Origin of the sequence: Nonomuraea roseola (genome assembly GCF_039535395.1) — a bacterium.
GTDB classification, from domain to species: Bacteria; Actinomycetota; Actinomycetes; order Streptosporangiales; family Streptosporangiaceae; genus Nonomuraea; species Nonomuraea roseola.
Genome location: NZ_BAAAXC010000015.1, coordinates 1,755,950 through 1,774,694, shown reverse-complemented (window position 1 = coordinate 1,774,694; position 18,745 = coordinate 1,755,950). Strand labels below are relative to the sequence as shown.

Below are 18,745 nucleotides of genomic sequence, written 5' to 3'. Positions count from 1 at the left end.
CGGACACTACCCGCGAAGCCCGCCCTGCGGCCTCGTTCGAGCGGACGAACCGCGGCTCATCCCCTGGGGCCAGATCGTGCGCTGGAGGTACAGCACGGCCGTGCCGGAGATGACCATGCCCGCGATGTTGACGAACAGTTGCAGCGCCGACCCGCCCACCTCCGGCCAGTCGCCGAGGGCCATCGCGACGGCGGCGTATCCGGCGGCGGGGATGGTGGTGACCGAGATGAAGACGCCGACCAGGGCGGAGGACTTGCCCGCGGTGACGGACAGCACGCCGGCCGCGCCCGCGAGCAGCGCGACGATGAAGGACCACCTGTCGGGCTTGACGATGAACTGGACCTCTTCGTGGCCGATGTCGAGGGAGTCGTGGTCGATCCAGCCGAAGCCCCTCGAGACCAGCGCGCACGCGAAGGTGATCGCGATCCCCACGGCGAAACCGATCGCGAGGATCCTGAGCGCCCTGCCGACCAGACGGAAGCGGCCGGTCAGCAGGCCGAAGCAGGCGGCCGCGATCGCGCCGAACTCGGGCCCGAGGACCATCGCGCCGACGATCAGCACCAGGGAGTTGGTGACGACGCCGATGCCGGCGAGCTGGGTGGCGATGGCGATGAAGGCGAGGTAGGCCCAGGTGAGGCGCAGGTCGTCATCGACGCGCTGGGCCAGCTCGGCCCACACCACGGCGTCGTCGCCGTCGCCGGGGGCCTGCTCCTCCGCCTCGGCGGCGGCCTGCGAGATCGACAGGTCGATGTGCTCGACCGCGATCGAGCCCTCGTGCTCCAGCCACCTGACCCTGTCGATGACCTCGTTGGCGGCCTCGCGCGCCATGTCGCAGAAGATCAGGTCGCCGCGCGGCTCGCGCGCCGCGCCCTCGACGACGGCGATGTTGGTCACGCCTGTGCAGTCCTCGAGGACACTGACGACTTCGTCCGTGCGGGCCGAGGGACTGATGAGTCGCAGATGGAGCACGCCGCCCATTGTCGTCTATTCGTTTTTGACCGCGCGTTGACGGGGGCCCTGCAGGCTGCCCTCCATGACGATCTGCTGTCACGAGGAGGGCGAGCCGTGCTGGTTCGCCGACATCGACGATCTCGGGTGCCACGGCCGGTTCGCGGCCTTCGTGGCGGAGGAGCTGGAGCTGGTCAGGTACGGCGCAGCCGTACCCGCCTGATGGCGTGGTCGGGGCCCTTCTGCAGCACGAGGCCCGCGCGTCCCCTGGTGGGCAGGATGTTGTCGACGAGGTTGCGCTCGTTGATGTCGCGCCAGACGTTCTTGGCGAAGGCGGTGGCCTGCTCCTCAGAGAGTTCGGCGATGTGCTTGAAGTACGACTTGGGGTCCTCGAAGGCGGTACGGCGCAGCTGGTGGAAGCGGTGGACGTACCAGTTGCGGATGTCCTCCACCTTGGCGTCCACGTAAATGGAGAAGTCGAAGTAGTCGTTGACCGCGAGGGCGGTGGGCGGGGCGGGCTGCAGGACGTTCAGCCCCTCGATGATGAGGATGTCGGGCTTCTTCACGACCTGGGTCGCGCCGGGGACGATGTCGTACTCCAGGTGGGAGTAGATGGGCGCGTGCACCTCGGCGCCGCCCGCCTTGACCTCGGCCACGAACCGCACCAGCGCCCGCCTGTCGTAGCTCTCGGGGAAGCCCTTGCGGTGCATGATGCCCTTGGCCTCCAGCACCTCGTTGGGGTAGAGGAAGCTGTCGGTGGTGATCAGCGCGACGTTCGGGTGCTCGGGCCACCTGGTCAGCAGGGTCCTGAGCAGTCGCGCCGTGGTCGACTTGCCGACCGCGACGCTGCCCGCGATGCCCAGGATGTACGGCACGCGCTCCCCGTCGTTGCCGAGGAAGGCGCTCAGCACGCTGCTGCGCTGCTTGGACCCGGTGAAGTGGAGGTTCAGCAATCGGGTCAACGGGAGGTAGATGTCGGTGACCTCGGCCAGGTCGATCGGATCGTCGACGCCACGGAGGTCTTCCAGCTCGTCTGCGGTGAGAGTCAAGGGCGTGTTCTTGCGGAGCTCGCTCCACTGCTCCCTGCTCAGTTCCACGTAGCCGTTGTTCACCCTGAAAGCCTATTGACCGCGCAAGAGTGCATGGAGGCGGGGCATGCTCTCGGCCATGACCCGGTCATGCACAGCCTGTGGATAAACACATGGGATTACCGATGCGAGGAAGTGGGTACCCCTCTGCGCCCTCCCCGCCTTGGCGATTTCTGACATATGGCCATTTGGTGGCATGGGATTAACGTGACGTGAACGTCGCCAGGGAGGGCTGATGGATCGTCGCCGTTTTCTCGCAGGAGCCGTTGCCGCAGGCGTGGCGGGGCCGTTCACCGGGGCCGCCAGCGCCGCGGTCAACGGAGGGCCGCGGCCGGGGGCGGGCTACGGCCCGCTCAAGCCGGTGCAGGACCACAGGGACGGACAGGTCAGGCTCCACCTGCCCGACGGGTTCGGCTACCGCTCGTTCAACCCGGCGGGAGAGGCGTTCACCGACGGATCGCCGACGCCGGGACGCCACGACGGGATGGCCGCCTTCCGCGGTCCGGGAGGGACGACCATCCTGGTGCGCAACCACGAGGTCAACGGGCCCGTGGGGGCGTTCGGCGACCCGTCCACGGCCTACGATCCCGCGGCGGGGGGCGGTACGGCGACGCTCCAGGTCACCAAGGACGGCCGGGTGCTGCGCAGCGGCCCCTCGCTCAACGGCACGCAGATGAACTGCTCGGGCGGCCCGATGCCGTGGGGTTCATGGGTGACGTGCGAGGAGACCGTCAACGGGCCCGACGTGGGCAACGACTTCTCCGGCGGGGACAACACCAAGCTGCGCGAGAAGCACGGCTACATCTTCGAGGTCCCGATCGACGCGGCCGCGAGCGCGCGCCCCATCAGGTCGGCGGGCAGGTTCGCACACGAGTCGGCGGCCTTCGACCCGCTGAGCGGGGCCATCTACCTGACCGAGGACAACTTCGCGTTCGCGTCGGGCTTCTACAGGTACCTGCCGCCGAGCAACCCGCTCAGGAGCGGCAGGATCGACGACGGCGGGCGGCTGCAGATGCTGGCGGTCAGGGGAGCGCCGAACAAGGACCTGTCCGCCGGCCAGCCCGCGGGAGCCTCGTACGACGTGACGTGGGTGGACATCGACGACCCCGACCCGGCCTTCACCGGCACGCCCTCCAACGAGGTGGCCATCCAGGCCGTCGGCAAGCAGGGGCGCGACCAGGGAGCGGCGCTCTTCTCCAGGCTGGAGGGCGCGGTCCACCACCACGGGGTGATCTACTTCGTCTCCACCCAGGGCGGGGCCACGGCCACGGGGGACACCCCGCCGGCGGGGTTCGGCAAGGGCCGCGGGCAGGTGTGGGCGTACGAGACGTGGAGCAAGCGGCTGCGGCTGGTCTACGAGTCGCCAGGCTCGATGGTGCTCGACCTGCCCGACAACATCACCACCAGCCCGAAGGGCGCGCTGGTGCTGTGCGAGGACGGCGGAGACGGCAACTACCTGCGCGGACTGACCAGGCGAGGGGAGATCTTCGACTTCGCGCGGCTCGAACCGGTGGCGGGCGACTCGGGCGCGGAGTTCGCGGGCTCCACCTTCGGCCCCGGCGGGCGCACGCTGTACGTCAACATCCAGTCCGGCAAGGGCCTGTCGTTCGCCATCTGGGGGCCGTGGCACCGAGGCGGCTTCTAGCCCTGGCTACGCTGGGTGGATGATTCTGGGCATCGGGGTGGACGTGGTCGATGTGGCCAGGTTCGAGGCGACCATGGCGCGCACGCCGGGGCTCCGCTCGCGGCTGTTCACCGAGGGCGAGCGGACGCTCGGCACCCAGTCGCTCGCGGCCAGGTTCGCGGCCAAGGAGGCGGTCGCCAAGGCGCTCGGCGCGCCGCCCGGTCTCAGCCACCTCGACGCCGAGGTCCGCACAGGCGAGCACGGCAAACCCGAGCTGCACATCAGCGGCCAGGCCGCCGAGGTGGCCTACGGGCTCGGGGTGAAGCGCTGGCACCTCTCGCTCAGCCACGACGGGGGCATCGCGCTGGCCTACGTGATCGCCGAAGGTTAGTTTCGGATCATGCGCACCGCCTACACCGCCGACCAGATCAGGGCCGCCGAGCTGACGCTGATGGCCACGCTGCCCGAGGGCGCGCTCATGCAGCGCGCCGCCACCGGCCTGGCCGTCGTCTGCGCGGGCCTGCTCGGCAGGGTGTACGGCTCGCGCGTGCTCGTCCTCGTCGGCAGCGGCGACAACGGCGGCGACGCCCTCCACGCGGGCGCATGGCTCGCCAGGAGGGGCGCGCGGGTCGAGGCGCTGCTCGCGGGCTCCAAGACGCACGAGGAGGGACTGGCGGCCTTCCTGCGGGCGGGAGGGCGCGTCGCCGAGGACATGGGCGAGGCCGACCTCATCGTCGACGGGCTGGTGGGCATCGGCGCCACGGGGGCGCTGCGCGAGCCGTACGCGTCGCTGGCGAACAGGGCGAACGCCGCGCAGGCGCTGGTCGTCGCGGTGGACGTGCCCAGCGGCGTGGACGCGAGCACGGGCCGCGTCGCGGGGACGGCCGTGCAGGCGCATCTGACGGTGACGATGGGCGCGGTCAAGACCGGCCTGCTCGTCGATCCAGGCGCCTCGTACGTCGGCGCGCTCGAACTCGTCGACATCGGCCTCGGCCCCCACCTGCCCGACCCCGACGTGGCGGCGATGACCGCCGAGGACGTCGACGACCTGCTGCCTCGGCCCGGCGCGGAGTCGGACAAGTACCGCAGGGGCGTGGTCGGCGTCGCGGCGGGCAGCGACCGCTACACCGGCGCGGCCGTCCTCGCGGTCGGCGGAGCGCTGCGGGCGGGCGCGGGGATGGTCCGCTACGTGGGTACGGCGCCGCCCGTGCACCAGGTGCGGGCCAGCTGGCCCGAGGCGGTGATCACGCAGCTGGAGACCCCCTCGCTCGAGAGCGTCGGACGGGTCCAGGCGTGGGTGGTCGGTCCGGGGCTCGGCACCGACGACTGGGCGCACGAGCTGGTCGCCAGGGTGCTGGCCACCGACGTGCCGGTGCTGGTGGACGCCGACGCGCTGACGATCGTGGCGAGGGAGAAGGGGCTGCTGCGCCGTACCGCGCCGGTGCTCATCACCCCGCACGCGGGCGAGCTCTCGCGGCTGCTCGGGGTGCCCGCCGACAGGGTGGCGGGGGCGCGGCTCGAGCACGCCCGCAGGGCGGTGGCGGAGCTGGGCGTGACGGTGCTGCTCAAGGGGTCGACGACGGTGGTCGCCGAGCAGGACAGGCCGGTCAGGGTCAACCCGACGGGCACGCCGTGGCTGGCCACGGGCGGCACGGGCGACGTGCTGTCGGGCGTGGGAGGAACGTTGCTGGCGGGAGGGCTCGGCGCCTGCGACGCCGGGGCCTGCGCCGCCTTCCTGCACGGACTGGCGGGCCGCATGGCGGCCGACGGCGCGCCGCTGACCGCCGCCGACGTCGCGGCCGCGATCCCCCTCGCGATGCGGTCACTGAGAGGCGAATCACGCTCAGGCGGTCGGCGGAGCTGACAAACTGGAAACATGAGCTTCCGTGAGGCGACGCCCGCGCAGGCGCGGGTCGACCTGAGCGCCATCAGGCACAACGTCGGGCTGCTCAAGGAGCGGGCGGACGGCGCCGAGCTGATGGGCGCGGTCAAGGCCGACGCCTACGGACACGGCCTGGTCGCCACCTCCATGGCGGTCGTGCAGGGCGGGGCGAGCAGGCTCGGCACCGCCTACATCAGGGAAGGGCTGGCGCTGCGCGCGGCGGGCGTGACCGTCCCGATCCTGTCGTGGATCCTGACGCCGGGCGAGCCCCTCGACGAGGCGCTCGAGGCGGGCATCGAGCTGTCGGCCTCCGACGAGGGCAGGCTGGTGGAGATCGCCGCCGCGGCCCGCCGTACGGGCAAGACGGCCATGGTCCACCTCGAGGCCGACACGGGCATGAGCAGGGGCGGCGCGCCCCTGGCCGCATGGCCTGGGCTGCTGCGCGAGGCGGCGCGGCTGCAGGCCGAGGGCGCGGTCGAGGTCGTCGGCCTGTGGTCCCACCTCGCCTGCGCGGACCTGCCCGGGCACACCTCCATCGACCTGCAGATCGACGCCTACGAGAGCGCGCTGAAGCTGGCCGAGCAGGCGGGTGTCGCGGGCTCCCAGGTGATCAGGCACCTCGCCAACTCCGCGGCGATCCTGACCCTGCCACGCACCCACTACGACCTCGTACGGCCAGGCATCGCCATGTACGGCCTGAGCCCCATCCCCGAGCAGGGCGACTTCGGCCTGCGCCCCGCGATGACGCTGGCCGCCAGGATCGCGCTGGCCAAGCGGGTGCCCGAGGGCGTGGGCGTCTCCTACGGCCACCTCTACACCACGACCGAGGAGACCACGCTCGGCCTGGTCCCTCTCGGCTACGCCGACGGCATCTTCAGGAGCGCCACGGGACGGGTCGAGGTCATGGCCGGAGGCCGGCGCCTACCCGTCGTCGGCAGGATCTGCATGGACCAGTTCATGATCGACGTGGGTGGCGCCCCCCTGGCCGACGGCGACGAGGTCGTCCTGTTCGGTCCTGGAACGGGCGGCGAACCGACCTGTCAGGAGTGGGCCGACATCCTCGGCACCATCACGCATGAGATCGTGACGAGGCTCGGCGCGCGCGTGCCGAGGGTGTACCAGGGGGTGGAGGCATGACGACCACGACACGGCGGAAGGTCGGCATCGCGAGCGCGATCGTCGGCGCCGCCTCGGCGGGTGTCGCGGCGGCCGCGCTGGCCAAGCGCTACGCGGTCGGCCGCATCAGGCTGCGGCCCGATCCCGAGGCCGACGAGCCCTTCGGCGAGCTGAGGGGCAGGGAGCGCACGCTCATCACCTCCGACGAGGTGGCGCTGCACATCGAGATCGACGGCCCCGAAGACGCCCCCGTCACGATCGTCTTCTGCCACGGCTACACGCACACCCTCGACTCCTGGCACTACCAGCGGCGCGACCTGCGCGAGGACTACCGCATCCTGCTGTGGGACCAGCGCTCCCACGGCCTTTCGCAGCGCGGAGGCGAGCAGGACAGCTCGATAGAACGGCTGGGCGAGGACCTCTACGAGGTGCTGGAGACCTTCGTGCAGGGTCCGTGCGTGCTGGTCGGCCACTCGATGGGCGGCATGACCATCATGGCGCTGGCCGACAGCCATCCCGAGCTGTTCGGCGACAGGATCCGCGGCGTCGCGCTCATCGCGACCAGCGCGGGCAAGCTCGCCGAGATCACCCTCGGCCTGCCCGCGCTGGTGGCCAAGGGGCTGCACAAGGTGGCCCCCGCCACGGTCTCCGTGCTCGGCAGGGGCGGCTCCCTGGTCGACAAGACCCGCCACGTGGGCAACGACGTGGCCTTCCTGGTGCTGCGCCACTTCGGCTTCGGCGACTCCAGGAACGTCAGCCCGACCGTGGTCGACTTCGTGGAGTCCATGATCCGCTCCACGCCGACCGAGGTGATCGCCGACTTCTACCCCGCGCTGATGAACCACGACAAGCTGTCCGCGCTCGGGGTCCTCGACGGGGTGCCGACCGCGATCATGGTCGGGGAGAAAGACTGGCTGACGCCGCCCGAGCACAGCAGGGCGATCGCGGCGGCGCTGCCGAAGGCTCAACTCACCGAGGTGCCCGAGACCTCGCACCTGATCCAGCTCGAACGTCCAGGCGTGGTCAACGAGGCCCTGCGCGACCTGGTGAAGAGGGTGGAACTGTGACTGCCGCCGCCACGACCGAGGACATGCGCGCGCTGGGCGTACGGCTGGCCGCCAGGCTCAGGGGCGGCGACCTGGTCATCCTGTCGGGCCCGCTGGGCGCGGGGAAGACCACGCTGGTCCAGGGCATCGCCGAGGGGCTCAAGGTGCGGGGCCCCATCACCTCGCCCACCTTCGTCATCGCCCGCGTCCACCCGTCGCTGGTCGACGGGCCTGCGCTGGTGCACGTCGACGCCTACAGACTCGGCGGCGACCTCGAGGTCGACGATCTCGACCTCGACGCCTCGCTTGAGGAGTCGGTGACGGTCGTCGAGTGGGGCGAGGGTCTGGTGGAGGGCCTGTCGGACGAAAGACTCGAGATTCACATCACCCGGTCGGGCGGCGACGACGACGAGGCGCGCTCGGTCACCCTGCGCGGAGTGGGTCCTCGTTGGGCCGACACGCCGTCTGATCCCGTCTAACGCCAAAACTCCGGCAACCCCAGGACAAGACTGAGATCATTTGGTCATGGGTTCACCCAGATTTTCTGGGTATCAGGTGGGGTGCAGCATCCAATTCGGGTGGATGCTGATGGATATCGGCGAAGTGGGGTGCGGCGGTGCTCACGGTCAGGCGAGTCGCGTACGCGGGGGCCTTCCTCTTGTTAGGAGTGGCGGGGTGCTCGGCGCAGGCGCAGACCGGCACGCCGTCCGGCACAGCGACCACGACGGCGACGGCGACGGGCACGGCGACGGCCACCGCGACGGCGACGGCGACCGCTACGACGACGACCAGGCAGAACATCGATGTCAGGCTCAACCCCGACAGGGTGACGGCCGGTGACAACTCCACGGTGTGGATCCTGGCCAACTGCCCCGTGCCGACCGGTGGCCCCGAGCACAGCGGCACCGCCACCTCCAAGGCCTTCCTCGCGGCGGTCACGCTGGACCCCGTGCCGCCGCCCACCCCGACCGCCACCCCCACCACGACCGCCACGCCGGCCCCCGTTCCATGGGTGCGCGGTGACGCCCAGGTCTCCAGCACCATGAAGCGCGGCAACTACGCGGTGAGCGTCAAGTGCGACGGCACCAACGACACGGGCAGGGCCACCCTGCGCGTCGTCGCGGCAGGGCCCACGGCCACGCCCACCTCGACCAGGACCGTCGTGCCCACCAAGGCGCCGGGAGCCGGCGGCGGTGGCACGTTCGCCAAGGGCGCCGAGGACGAGTCGGGCGTTCCGTTCGGCCCCGCGGGGGTGCTGCTGGGCCTGGCCCTGGCCGGGGGGATCGGCCTGGCGCTGCGGCGCCGCCGTAGCTAGACATGGCTCGGATGTCACGGGTGGTCCTCGCGGGGGCCGCCACAGGTCTCGTGCTCGTCGCCTTCGGCAGGACGCTGCAGGTGCGGGAGGAGGCCACGCCGGCCTCCGTCGTGCCGGAGAGCATCGACATCCCCGCCATCGACCTCGACGCGCCGCTGATGAAGCTCGGGCTGACCAAGAACGGGGAGGTGGAGCTCCCGCCGTACGAGAAGCCCAAGCTGGCGGGGTGGTTCAAGCACAGCGCGGTGCCGGGGGAGAAGGGCGCCTCGGTGATCATCGGGCACGTCGACACCAAGACGGCGCCCGCGGTCTTCTACAAGCTGAGGCAGCTGCGCAGAGGGCAGGTCGTCAAAGTGACGCGCAGCGACGGCAAAGTGGCCGAGTACCGGGTCGAGTCGGTGGAGCAGGTCAACAAGGAGCGCTTCCCCGCCCAGCGGGTCTACACCGAGTCGGGACTGCGGCTCGTGACCTGCGGAGGGATCTTCGACTACGCCAGGCACGAGTACCAGGACAACGTCATCGTCTACGCGTCGCCTATCAAGCTGGCCTGAGAGCCGCCATGATGGGCGGATGGACGACGAGATCAATCCGCCCGCCGCAGGGGTGCGCCTCCCCTGGCAGGACGTACCAGAGGCCCTGCGCCTCCAGATCGCCGGCTTCCTCGGCGGTCGCGTGGTCGAGGCGGTCACCCAGACGGGCGGTTTCTCTCCCGCGGCGGCCGTACGGCTGCGCACCGAGCACGGCAGACGCGCCTTCGTGAAGGCGTGCGGCAGCTCGCCCAACCCCGACTCCATCAGGGCCTACCGATGGGAGGCCGCGATCGCCGCGAGCCTGCCCGCCGACGTGCCCGCGCCGAGGCTGCTCACCTCCTTCGACACCGGCGACTGGGTGGCGCTGGTCTTCGAGGACATCGAGGGGCGTCCGCCCGCGATGCCGTGGCGCGACGACGAGCTGCGACGCGTAGTCGACGCGGTCGGCAAACTGTCGGCCAGGCTCACCCCCTCGCCCGTCGAGGCGCCGATGTTCGCCGAGAGACACAAGGACGCCTTCACCGGATGGCGGCGGCTGCTCAAGGAGGACACGACCGGCCTCGACCCGTGGGCGCTGCGCCACCTGGACGCGCTGGCCGAGCTGGAGTCGGGCTGGGCGGAGGCGGCCGAGGGCGACACGCTCGTGCACGCCGACCTCAGGGCCGACAACCTCCTGCTCACCGAGGACCAGGTGTACGTCGTGGACTGGCCGTGGGCGTGCGTCGGAGCCCCGTGGATCGACATCATGGCCATGCTGCCCTCGGTGCGCATGCAGGGAGGGCCGCCGCCGCAGGACCTCTTCGACTCTCCCGACCCCGCCGTGACCGCCGTGCTCGCCGGGCTGACCGGCTTCTTCGTCTGGAACGGCCGTCAGCCCGACCCGCCGGGGCTGCCCACGGTCAGGGCCTTCCAGCGGGCGCAGGGCGTGGTCGCGCTGGAGTGGTTGCGCCACCGAACGGGTTGGTCGTAGTCAGGCAGCACCCGCCGCGACGCACTAGGCTAAATATTCGTGCTGGTCCTGGCCTTTGATACCGCAACCCCCGCCGTCACCGCCGCGCTGCACGACGGCGCCTCGGTGCTCGCAGAGTCGACGGTGCTCGACGCCCGCCGCCACGGTGAGCTGCTCATTCCCACCATCGAGAAGGTCCTGAGCGAGGCGGGCGCCGCACTGCGCGACGTCACCGCGATCGTGGCGGGCTCAGGCCCCGGCCCCTACACGGGGCTGCGGGTCGGCCTGATGACCGCGCAGGCGCTGTCGACCGCCGTGGGCGCGCCCGCGTACGGCATCTGCAGTCTCGACGCCGTCGCCTACGGCAGCGGGCTCACGCAGGAGTTCCTCGTGGCCACCGACGCCAGGCGCAAGGAGGTCTTCTGGGCCCGCTACGCCGACCTGCGCAACAGGCTGGCGGGGCCGTTCGTCGACAGGCCCGCCGACGTGCCCGTGGAGGGGCTGGCGGTCGTCGGGGCGGGGGCGGGGCTCTACCCCGACTTCCTCGGCGAGACGGACGCGCCGCCGTACCCCTATGGCGGGTTCATGGCCGCGCTGGCCGCCGAGCGGCTGGCGGCGGGCGTCGCGCTGGACGAGCCCAGGCCGATCTACCTGCGCAGGCCCGACGCGGTGGTGCCGAAGCCACCGAAAAAGGTGACGGCGTGAAGCTCAGGCAGATGACCGAGGCCGACCTGCCCGCGGTCATGGCGATCGAGCGGGCGACCTTCCCCCTCGACGCGTGGAGCGAGGGCATGCTCCGCGGAGAGCTGGCCGACCAGCCGCGCACCAGGCACTACGTCGTCGCGGTCGAGGACGAGCAGATCATCGGTTACGCGGGGCTGGCCGTGGCCGCCGACCAGGCCGACGTGCAGACGATCGCGGTGCTGGCCGATCGCCAGAGCAAGGGCACCGGCAGCGCGTTGCTCACCGATCTGCTGGCGGAGGCGCGAAGGAGGGGAGCCGTGGAGATCTTCCTCGAGGTCCGCTCCGACAACCCGCGGGCCAGGTCGGTCTACGAACGGTTCGGATTCGAGGAGATCGGGGTGCGCCGCCGCTACTACGACGACGGCACCGACGCGATCATGATGAAGAGGAAGCTGGATGGCTGACGAACCCCTGGTCCTTGGCATCGAGACGTCCTGTGACGAGACCGGCATCGGCATCGTCAGAGGTCACACGCTGCTGGCCAACACCATCGCCTCCAGCATGGAAGAGCACGCCAGGTTCGGCGGCGTGGTCCCCGAGGTCGCCTCGAGGGCGCACCTCGAGGCGATGACGCCGACCATCGAGGCCGCGCTGGCCGGCGCGGGGGTGAAGTTCTCCGACGTCGACGCGATCGCCGTCACCGCGGGCCCAGGCCTGGCGGGCGCGCTGCTGGTGGGCGTCGCCGCGGCGAAGGCCTACTCGCTGGGGCTCGGGGTGCCGCTCTACGGCGTCAACCACCTGGCCGCGCACGTCGCCGTCGACCAGCTCGAACACGGCCCGCTGCCCAGGCCCTGCATCGCGCTGCTGGTCTCGGGCGGTCACTCCTCGCTGCTGCTGGTGCCCGACGTGGCCGAGGAGGTCATCTCGCTCGGCTCCACGGTCGACGACGCGGCGGGCGAGGCCTTCGACAAGGTGGCCAGGGTCCTCGGGCTGCCCTTCCCCGGCGGTCCGTACATCGACAAAGCCGCCGTCTCCGGCAACGGCACGGCGATCGCCTTCCCGCGCGGCAAGATCGACGACGGCACCTTCGACTTCTCCTTCTCCGGGCTCAAGACGGCCGTGGCGCGCTGGGTGGAGGCGCGGGAGGCGTCGGGCGAGTCGATCCACGTCCCCGACGTCGCCGCCTCCTTCCAGGAGGCCGTCGTGGACGTCCTGACCCGCAAGGCGCTGCAGGCGTGCAAGCGATACGACGTGCACGACCTGCTCATCGGCGGAGGCGTGGCGGCCAACTCGCGGCTGCGGGCGCTGGCGCAGGAGCGCTGCGACAAGGCGGGGGTACGGCTGCGCGTGCCGCGCCCTGGGCTGTGCACCGACAACGGCGCGATGGTGGCGACGCTCGGCTCCGACCTGGTCGCGGCGGGCGTGGCCCCCTCGTCACTGGAGATCCCCGCCGACTCCTCGTTGCCGATCACCACGGTGCACGTCTGAGGCGGCTCGCCAGGCGGCGTCGGGCGACAGGCCCTGACCCGGTGGCCGCGGAGGAACCGGAGAGCGGACTGCGGTGGCGCTCTAGAGGGTGACCACCGTGCCCGACAGGCGGGCACGCTCCGCGGCCCAGACGACGCGATGCGTGGCCAGGCTCGACGCGGCGTCGGAGCGCAGCAGGCTCGGGTCGCCGGTGGAGACGGCGGCGAGGAAGGCGTCGGTGAGACCCGCGTCGCCGCCGCCGTGCCCCTCGGCAGCCGAAGGGCCGGCGATCACGTGGGTGTCGACGAGCTCCTCGCTGCCGTCTCTGAAGTCGACCACGCGCAGCACGCGGCCGTCTCCCTCGATGTGCCCGTGCGTGCCGAACAGGCGGGTCCTGCGGTGGTCCATGGGGGTGAACGCGCTCATCGTGAACGAGCAGGTCGCGCCGTCCGCGAACTCCATCGTGACCTCCTGGTGGTCGACGACGTCGTTGTCGGTGGCGTAGACGCAGCGTCCGTAGGGCCCGGTGCGCAACGCCTCCAGGACCTCCTCCTCGGTACGGCCCGCGGTGACCGCCGACAGCGGCCAGAACTCCCGAGCGGGATCACCCAGGCAGCCGAGATAGAGGCGGGGAGCCGAGTACGGGCAGCTGGGCTCGAGCGGGCAGTCGAGGCAGCGGTCCGCCGCGTGCTCGGGCCTCTCCTCGGCCCTGAAATGGCTGAGGCCGCCGAACGAGGCGACCCTGGAGGGCCCTGCGCCGAAGAGATAGATCAGCCAGTCGATGTCGTGGCACGACTTGGCCAGCAGCATCGGCGCCGAGGTGTCCTCGCGCCGCCAGTTGCCGCGCACGAAGGAGTGGGCCTGGTGCCACCAGCCGACGGGCTCGAGGTGCTGGACGTTGACCAGCCGCCCGATGCGCCCCTCGTCGAGGAGGTCCTTCAGCGTCTGCGTGTAGGGCGTGTAGCGCAGGACGTGGCAGACGGCCAGCATGATCCCGTTACGGTCGGCGGCGTCGGCGATCATGACGGACTCGCGCTCGCTGGCCGCCATCGGTTTCTCCAGGAGAACGTGATAACCCTGGTCCGCCAGCGCCACGGCGGGCTCGGCGTGCAGCTGGTCCTGGGTCGTGATGAAGGCCGCGTCGGCGCGCCTCCCCGCGGCCGCCAGGTCCTTCCAGTCGGCGTGGACGAGGTCGGGAGAGATCCCGAACTCCGTCGCGAAGGCGGCCCTGCGCTGCGGATCCGGCTCGGCCACCGCCACCACGCGCCCCGCGCCCGTGGCGTGCGCCCTGCGGGCGTAGGTGAGCCCTCGCAGCCCCGCGCCGACGACGGCGAGCGTCACTCCAGCCATGTGACCTTCCCTTGGGATGATTACCATGGAATCCATCATTATTCTGCGAGGAGGCGGAGGCAAGATGGATCTGCTGCGCCTGCGCCAGCTCAACGCCCTCGCCGTGATCGGTGTGCTGCGCGGTGAGCAGCCGCTCACGCTCACCGACGTGGCCGGGCGGACCGGCCTGTCGAGGGCGTCCGCCGAGGACGTCGTACGGGAGCTGATGGGCAAGGGCTGGGTGGCCGAGGCCGCGCCCGTCGCGGGCGGCGTGGGCAGACCGGCCCGCCGCTACAGGTTCAGGGCCGACGCGGGCAGGGTCGTGGGCGTCGACATCGGCGGTCACAAGGTGCTCGCGATGCTCGCCGACCTCGACGGGAGCGTGGAGCGCCGCGTCAGGGTCTCCGTCACGCCGGAGATGGGCAGGACCGAGCGCCTGGCCGCCGTGGCCGAGGCGATCACGGCCTGCCTCCAGGGCGCGCCCGAGGTGTGGGCCGCGGGCGTGGCCACCACCGGCCTGGTCGACGGCGCGGGGCGGGTCATGTTCTCCGACGCGCTGCCCGAGTGGACGGGGCTCGACCTGGCCGCGCACGTCGGCGGCCTGCTGCCGTGCCCCGTGCGGGTGGAGAACGACAGCAAGCTCGCCGCCCTCGCCGAGTGCTGGACGGGCGTGGCCAGGCACGCCAGGGACATGGTCTTCCTGCTGGCAGGGCTGCGCACGGGTACGGGCCTGATCATCGACGGCAAGCTGCACAAGGGGTTCGGCAACGCGGCGGGGTCGATCGGCTCGCTGCCGGCGGTGGGCTGGATCCGGGCGCAGGAGCACCTGCGCTCGGTGGAGGGCGAGGCCCGCGACGTCTTCGCCGCGGCGCGCAGGGGTGAGAGGGACGCGGTCGCGGCCGTCAGGCGCTACGTGAAGGACCTCGCGCTCGGCGCCTCCGCGCTGGTGCTGACGCTCGACCCCGAGGTGGTCGTGGTCGGCGGCGGCTTCTCCCGCTCGGCCGACGTGCTGGTCGAGCCGTTGCGCAGGGAGCTCGACAGGTGGTGCCTGCGTACCCCCGAGGTCAGGATGTCGACGCTGGGCGACGAGGGCGTGGCCCTCGGGGCGGTACGGCTGGCCCTCGATCACGTGGAGGAGCACGTGCTCGACGTGCGCGGCTCCCCGGCCGGCGCAGGCCGCTCGGCGGGATCGCCGTAGCGTCCCCGCCGAGCGTCGCGGCTAGTCCTTCGTGTTGCGGCTCGGGCGCAGGAGCGCCTCGGCCAGGGCGAGCATGGTCTCCTCCAACGCGCCGAGGCGCTTGGTGAGGTCGGTGGTGGCGGGCTCGACGATGCCGGTGACGCTCTCGGCCAGCTCGGCGCGGTCGGGGCGGGCCGTGACGGCGTCGGTGAGCGCGGCCGCCGCGGCGGTCAGGCGCTCGTCGATGGCGTCGAGGCGCTTGACGTGCTCGATCGTCTGGGTGTCGAGCAGCTCTCCGACGCGCTCGCTGATGCTCAGCGTGACGGGCAGCTGGCCGACGCGCTGGTTGACGGCCTCCACCCGGTCGTCGATGGCCTCGAGGTGCTCGCTGGCCTTGTCGGCGGTGGTGGACATGCCGGTGAGCGTGGCGTCGAGGCCGTCGAAACGGGTGACGACGCGCTCCTCGACCTCCGACAGGCGCTCGTCGATCGTGTCGAGGTGGATGCCCAGGTCGTTGAAGCGGCCCTCGACCCTGGTGGCGGTCTCGCCGAGCTGGTTGCCCGTGCCGGCCATGCGCTCGTCGAGCGCGGTGAAGCGGCCGTCGATGCGCCCGTCGAGCCCGTCGAAGCGGTCGTCGTGCCGGCCGAGGTGGCCGTCGACGGCGCCGAGCCGCTGGTCGACGCCTGCCAGGCGGGAGTCGAGCCCGCCGAGGCGGCCGTCGACGCCGTCGAGACGGGTGTCGATGTCGGCCAGGCACCCGTCGGCCGTCTCGATGCGGCCGTCGACGCTGGTGAGCCTGGTGTCGACGGCGATGAGGCGGCCGTCGACCCTGTCGACCCTGCCGTCGAGGCCGTCGATCCTGCCCGCCAGGCGGCTCTCGGCGTCGTCGACCTTGGCGCCGACCTCCTCGATCGAGGCCGACAGCAGCTCGGTGGAGGCGGTCATGGCCTCGTCGACCGTCTTGAACTTGGCCTCGACGGCACCGGGCAGGGCGCTCAGCCCTGCCTCGATGCGCTCGGTGCGCGTGGTCAGGTCGGCCATCGACTTGTCGAGCCTGGTGAAGCGGTTGGCCGCGGCCTCCATGCTGGCGTTGAGCTGGCCGAGCTTGCCCGCGAAGTCGCCCAGGCGCTGGGAGATGCCCTCGCTGCTCTCGACGACCGACTGAAGGCGGCTGAGCGCCTCGTCCAGGCTCTCGCTCACGGCGCCGACGTCGGCCCACAGGCTCGGCAGCTCGATCACCGGCTTGACCCGCTCGCTGACCGACTCGACGCGCGCGTCGACGTTGCCCACCTGCTCGCCGACGGCGTCGACGTGGTCGCGCACCGCCTCGACGTGCTGGGCCAGCCCCTCGGCCCATGACGGCGGCCTGGTCGTGATGTCGTCCAGGCGGCCGCTCACGGTCTCGAGCGCGCCGCTGAGGCCGCCGAGCTCCCGCTCGCGCACCTCGCGCAGCAGCCACTCCATGCCCTCAAGCCGCTGCCGGATCTCGTCGAGCACGGCGCCCTGGGTGCGCTGTTCGTAGACGTGGTCCTGGGCGGCGCGCGCTAGCAGCTCGCGCATCCTGTCGGAGATGGCGGTCTGGCTGCCTGCCTGGAGAAGGGTGGTGTGGTTGGAGTGATCCACCGAAAGCTCCTTCACTCGCCGACGGTATGCCGCGCAGCGGTGTGGTTTTCAGATTCGTTAGGGGAGAACTCCCGCCCGGCCACCCTAGTAGCTGGATCAAGATCCTTCGGGGCTGACTTTAAAAGATCGCGATTATCAATGTATCGCCCCGATTTGTCATTTACGCAGGTCGAGAGGGGGTACAGATGAGCGCCGAAGGGCGGTCCATAATCCTGGTCAGAATGACGACCGCGGATTTGTCACCGGAAAGGCGCAGGTCGCGCCGCAAACGCTCGATGTCGACCGCCGACGCGCGTTTCTTGATAGTCGCATTTCCGACCTGGCGTGCACGGAGGGCGGCTCGCAGGCGTTTGACGGAAAACGGCATGGCTTCGTGCACCTCGTACCTGGAGGCCCATTCGGTGTCGACCGGATCGTCGCCGGTGATGTAGGCGATCATGGGGTCGGCGAGGCGGCCGCCGACCCTTTCGGCCACCTCGGCCACCAGGTGCGCGCGGATGGCCGCGCCGTCGGGCTCGTAGACGAAGCGCCCCATCGGGCCGACCTCGGCCTCGGCGCCGGTGGCGGTGAGCGTGCTCCCGCCGGGCAGCAGCGTCGCCCTCCTGACGCCCGCGCCGCCCGAGAGGCGGCCGGTCCAGAGGACGGCCTCCTTGACCTCGCCCCTGTGCGAGACCCACTCCGCCTCCGCCCCCTCGGGGACGAACTCGTAAGGGATGCCGGGCGCCACCTTCAGGCAGGCGGCGGGCGCCCTGCCGAGCAGGTCGAGGACCACGGGCCACGGCGGCGAGTAGGCGTGGGGGTCGAAGGTCCTGCCCCTGGCCGTACGGCGGGCGGGGTCGGCGAACAGCACGTCGTATCCGGAGGGGTCCACGGTCGCGGCGTCGGCCGTACGGACCGTGGCCAGCTCCGACAGCCCGAGCGCGTCGATGTTGGCGCGCGCGACGGCCACGGTCAGCGGGTCGGTGTCGACGGCGTCGACCTCGCAGCCGGCTCTGGCCAGCGCGATCAGGTCGCCGCCGATGCCGCAGCACACGTCGACGACGCGCTGCCCGGGACGGAAGCGGGCGGCGCGGTGCTCGGCGACCTCGCGGCGGGTGGCCTGCTCGACGCCGTGAGGGGTGAAGTACATCGACGCCGCGTCGTCGCCGAACTTCGCCACGGCCCGCTGGCGGAGCGTGGCCTGGATGAGGGCGGCGGAGGTGAGGTCGGCGTCGTGGGTCCTGCGCATCCTGGTGGCGGCCACGACGGGATCGGCGCCCATCAGCTCGACGGCTTCGGCGAGTGCTCGCTGCCCGCGAGGCGTCAGAAGGGAGAGGAAGGCGTCGTGGTCCACGCCGTACGACGTTAGTGCAGGCACCCGAAGCCGAGGCCGAGGGGCAACGTGCGAGATGTCGCCCGATGGGTGATTCGGGAGGCAGTGGCGTCACGCTCTAAGCGGAGCGGGGCGGTTCGTGTTGACGGGCAGAGCCTGCTTGCATATGTTTCGTGTTGGCACTCTCATACCGAGAGTGCCAACGTGCGACGAGGCAGGTCTGACACCCGCGACGGCAGGCCCAGCTGGTCGCCTCTTCTAGATCATTCAAATCTGAAGGGGAGGTCCGATCGTGACGACCGCCACTAAGGTTCCCGTTAAGCCGCTCGGCGACCGCATTGTGGTCCAGCCGCTTGAGGCCGAGCAGACCACCGCTTCCGGCCTGGTCATCCCGGACACCGCCAAGGAGAAGCCGCAGGAGGGCAAGGTTCTTGCGGTGGGCCCCGGCAACTGGGACGAGGACGGCGACAAGCGGATTCCGCTCGACGTCAGCGAGGGCGACATCGTCCTCTACAGCAAGTACGGCGGCACCGAGGTCAAGTACGGCGGCGAGGAGTACCTCGTGCTCTCCGCCCGTGACGTTCTCGCCATCATCGAGAAGTAAGCCGTGAGAAAGCCCCGGGCCCGCAAGTGCCCGGGGCTTTCTACGCTGAGA

20 protein-coding genes are annotated in these 18,745 nt (G+C 71.2%); 15 read left to right on the top strand and 5 right to left on the bottom strand.

From position 1 onward, the window contains the following. Positions 1–6: 6 nt before the first annotated feature. Positions 7–969 (bottom strand): DUF389 domain-containing protein, encoded by a 963-nt coding sequence (locus ABFX55_RS31280; protein ID WP_346126299.1) that lies wholly within the window; start codon positions 967–969, stop codon positions 7–9. Positions 970–1,033: 64 nt separating this feature from the next. Here ABFX55_RS31280 and ABFX55_RS31275 point away from each other — a divergent pair, with 64 nt between their 5' ends. Continuing rightward, positions 1,034–1,171, top strand: coding sequence for a hypothetical protein (locus tag ABFX55_RS31275; protein ID WP_346126298.1), 138 nt, complete (start codon positions 1,034–1,036; stop codon positions 1,169–1,171). Here ABFX55_RS31275 and coaA read toward each other — a convergent pair. Further along, positions 1,143–2,045 carry a type I pantothenate kinase gene (gene coaA / locus ABFX55_RS31270; RefSeq protein WP_346131325.1) on the bottom strand — a complete coding sequence of 301 codons (903 nt, stop codon included), beginning with the start codon at positions 2,043–2,045 and terminating at the stop codon, positions 1,143–1,145. The two genes, ABFX55_RS31275 and coaA, sit on opposite strands and share 29 nt — an antisense overlap. A gap of 226 nt (positions 2,046–2,271) precedes the next feature. On the opposite strand from coaA, the gene ABFX55_RS31265 reads away from it, so the two are divergent. The 12 genes from ABFX55_RS31265 to tsaD all read left to right on the top strand — a co-directional run bounded on the left by ABFX55_RS31265 (position 2,272) and on the right by tsaD (position 12,670). Then, a complete protein-coding gene (locus tag ABFX55_RS31265) occupies positions 2,272–3,681 on the top strand; it encodes an alkaline phosphatase PhoX (protein WP_346126297.1) in 1,410 nt (469 codons plus the stop codon). A gap of 19 nt (positions 3,682–3,700) precedes the next feature. Further along, positions 3,701–4,051, top strand: coding sequence for a holo-ACP synthase (locus ABFX55_RS31260; protein WP_346126296.1), 351 nt, complete (start codon positions 3,701–3,703; stop codon positions 4,049–4,051). A 9-nt stretch (positions 4,052–4,060) separates the two neighbouring features. Then, positions 4,061–5,524: an NAD(P)H-hydrate dehydratase gene (locus tag ABFX55_RS31255; protein ID WP_346126295.1), complete on the top strand. Its 1,464-nt coding sequence runs from the start codon at positions 4,061–4,063 to the stop codon at positions 5,522–5,524. A 12-nt stretch (positions 5,525–5,536) separates the two neighbouring features. After that, positions 5,537–6,679: an alanine racemase gene (alr, locus tag ABFX55_RS31250; RefSeq protein WP_346126294.1), complete on the top strand. Its 1,143-nt coding sequence runs from the start codon at positions 5,537–5,539 to the stop codon at positions 6,677–6,679. Further along, positions 6,676–7,725 carry an alpha/beta fold hydrolase gene (locus ABFX55_RS31245; RefSeq protein WP_346126293.1) on the top strand — a complete coding sequence of 350 codons (1,050 nt, stop codon included), beginning with the start codon at positions 6,676–6,678 and terminating at the stop codon, positions 7,723–7,725. The genes alr and ABFX55_RS31245 overlap by 4 nt, the downstream gene beginning before the upstream one ends. Before the next feature lie 23 nt (positions 7,726–7,748). Next, positions 7,749–8,183, top strand: coding sequence for a tRNA (adenosine(37)-N6)-threonylcarbamoyltransferase complex ATPase subunit type 1 TsaE (gene tsaE, locus ABFX55_RS31240; RefSeq protein WP_346131323.1), 435 nt, complete (start codon positions 7,749–7,751; stop codon positions 8,181–8,183). 137 nt (positions 8,184–8,320) lie between these two features. Continuing rightward, positions 8,321–9,019: a hypothetical protein gene (locus ABFX55_RS31235; protein WP_346126292.1), complete on the top strand. Its 699-nt coding sequence runs from the start codon at positions 8,321–8,323 to the stop codon at positions 9,017–9,019. A gap of 11 nt (positions 9,020–9,030) precedes the next feature. Further along, positions 9,031–9,570, top strand: coding sequence for a class F sortase (locus ABFX55_RS31230; protein WP_346126291.1), 540 nt, complete (start codon positions 9,031–9,033; stop codon positions 9,568–9,570). Between the two features lie 19 nt (positions 9,571–9,589). Further along, positions 9,590–10,519, top strand: a complete 930-nt coding sequence (locus tag ABFX55_RS31225) for a phosphotransferase family protein (protein ID WP_346126290.1) — start codon at positions 9,590–9,592, stop codon at positions 10,517–10,519. A gap of 39 nt (positions 10,520–10,558) precedes the next feature. Next, on the top strand, positions 10,559–11,203 hold the full coding sequence (tsaB, locus tag ABFX55_RS31220; RefSeq protein WP_346126289.1) for a tRNA (adenosine(37)-N6)-threonylcarbamoyltransferase complex dimerization subunit type 1 TsaB: 645 nt from the start codon (positions 10,559–10,561) through the stop codon (positions 11,201–11,203). Between the two features lie 11 nt (positions 11,204–11,214). After that, positions 11,215–11,646, top strand: a complete 432-nt coding sequence (gene rimI / locus ABFX55_RS31215; RefSeq protein WP_346131321.1) for a ribosomal protein S18-alanine N-acetyltransferase — start codon at positions 11,215–11,217, stop codon at positions 11,644–11,646. Beyond that, the gene (tsaD, locus tag ABFX55_RS31210; protein WP_346126288.1) at positions 11,639–12,670 is read left to right on the top strand and encodes a tRNA (adenosine(37)-N6)-threonylcarbamoyltransferase complex transferase subunit TsaD; all 1,032 of its coding nucleotides are present in this window, start codon (positions 11,639–11,641) and stop codon (positions 12,668–12,670) included. Before rimI ends, tsaD begins: the two co-directional genes overlap by 8 nt. Before the next feature lie 81 nt (positions 12,671–12,751). Here the strand turns inward: tsaD and ABFX55_RS31205 are convergent, their stop codons facing one another. After that, on the bottom strand, positions 12,752–13,999 hold the full coding sequence (locus tag ABFX55_RS31205) for a Gfo/Idh/MocA family protein (RefSeq protein ID WP_346126287.1): 1,248 nt from the start codon (positions 13,997–13,999) through the stop codon (positions 12,752–12,754). A 64-nt stretch (positions 14,000–14,063) separates the two neighbouring features. Between ABFX55_RS31205 and ABFX55_RS31200 the strand changes: the two genes are divergently transcribed. Beyond that, positions 14,064–15,176, top strand: a complete 1,113-nt coding sequence (locus ABFX55_RS31200; protein ID WP_346126286.1) for an ROK family transcriptional regulator — start codon at positions 14,064–14,066, stop codon at positions 15,174–15,176. A gap of 21 nt (positions 15,177–15,197) precedes the next feature. On the opposite strand, the gene ABFX55_RS31195 is transcribed toward ABFX55_RS31200, so the two are convergent. After that, entirely contained in the window at positions 15,198–16,778 is a 1,581-nt protein-coding gene (locus ABFX55_RS31195; RefSeq protein WP_346126285.1) for a hypothetical protein, read from the bottom strand. A gap of 160 nt (positions 16,779–16,938) precedes the next feature. After that, entirely contained in the window at positions 16,939–18,111 is a 1,173-nt protein-coding gene (locus ABFX55_RS31190; protein ID WP_346126284.1) for a class I SAM-dependent methyltransferase, read from the bottom strand. A gap of 271 nt (positions 18,112–18,382) precedes the next feature. On the opposite strand from ABFX55_RS31190, the gene groES reads away from it, so the two are divergent. Beyond that, the gene (groES, locus tag ABFX55_RS31185) at positions 18,383–18,694 is read left to right on the top strand and encodes a co-chaperone GroES (RefSeq protein ID WP_043623565.1); all 312 of its coding nucleotides are present in this window, start codon (positions 18,383–18,385) and stop codon (positions 18,692–18,694) included. Positions 18,695–18,745 lie beyond the last annotated feature (51 nt).

Excerpts from the sequence above, each read along its gene's own strand:
- ABFX55_RS31275 (WP_346126298.1), top strand. The coding sequence starts at position 1,034 with ATGACGATCTGCTGTCACGAGGAGGGCGAGCCGTGCTGGTTCGCCGAC.
- ABFX55_RS31265 (WP_346126297.1), top strand. The coding sequence starts at position 2,272 with ATGGATCGTCGCCGTTTTCTCGCAGGAGCCGTTGCCGCAGGCGTGGCG.
- ABFX55_RS31260 (WP_346126296.1), top strand. The coding sequence starts at position 3,701 with ATGATTCTGGGCATCGGGGTGGACGTGGTCGATGTGGCCAGGTTCGAG.
- ABFX55_RS31255 (WP_346126295.1), top strand. The coding sequence starts at position 4,061 with ATGCGCACCGCCTACACCGCCGACCAGATCAGGGCCGCCGAGCTGACG.
- alr (WP_346126294.1), top strand. The coding sequence starts at position 5,537 with ATGAGCTTCCGTGAGGCGACGCCCGCGCAGGCGCGGGTCGACCTGAGC.
- ABFX55_RS31245 (WP_346126293.1), top strand. The coding sequence starts at position 6,676 with ATGACGACCACGACACGGCGGAAGGTCGGCATCGCGAGCGCGATCGTC.
- tsaE (WP_346131323.1), top strand. The coding sequence starts at position 7,749 with ATGCGCGCGCTGGGCGTACGGCTGGCCGCCAGGCTCAGGGGCGGCGAC.
- ABFX55_RS31230 (WP_346126291.1), top strand. The coding sequence starts at position 9,031 with ATGTCACGGGTGGTCCTCGCGGGGGCCGCCACAGGTCTCGTGCTCGTC.
- ABFX55_RS31225 (WP_346126290.1), top strand. The coding sequence starts at position 9,590 with ATGGACGACGAGATCAATCCGCCCGCCGCAGGGGTGCGCCTCCCCTGG.
- rimI (WP_346131321.1), top strand. The coding sequence starts at position 11,215 with ATGACCGAGGCCGACCTGCCCGCGGTCATGGCGATCGAGCGGGCGACC.
- tsaD (WP_346126288.1), top strand. The coding sequence starts at position 11,639 with ATGGCTGACGAACCCCTGGTCCTTGGCATCGAGACGTCCTGTGACGAG.
- ABFX55_RS31205 (WP_346126287.1), bottom strand. The coding sequence starts at position 13,999 with ATGGCTGGAGTGACGCTCGCCGTCGTCGGCGCGGGGCTGCGAGGGCTC.
- ABFX55_RS31200 (WP_346126286.1), top strand. The coding sequence starts at position 14,064 with ATGGATCTGCTGCGCCTGCGCCAGCTCAACGCCCTCGCCGTGATCGGT.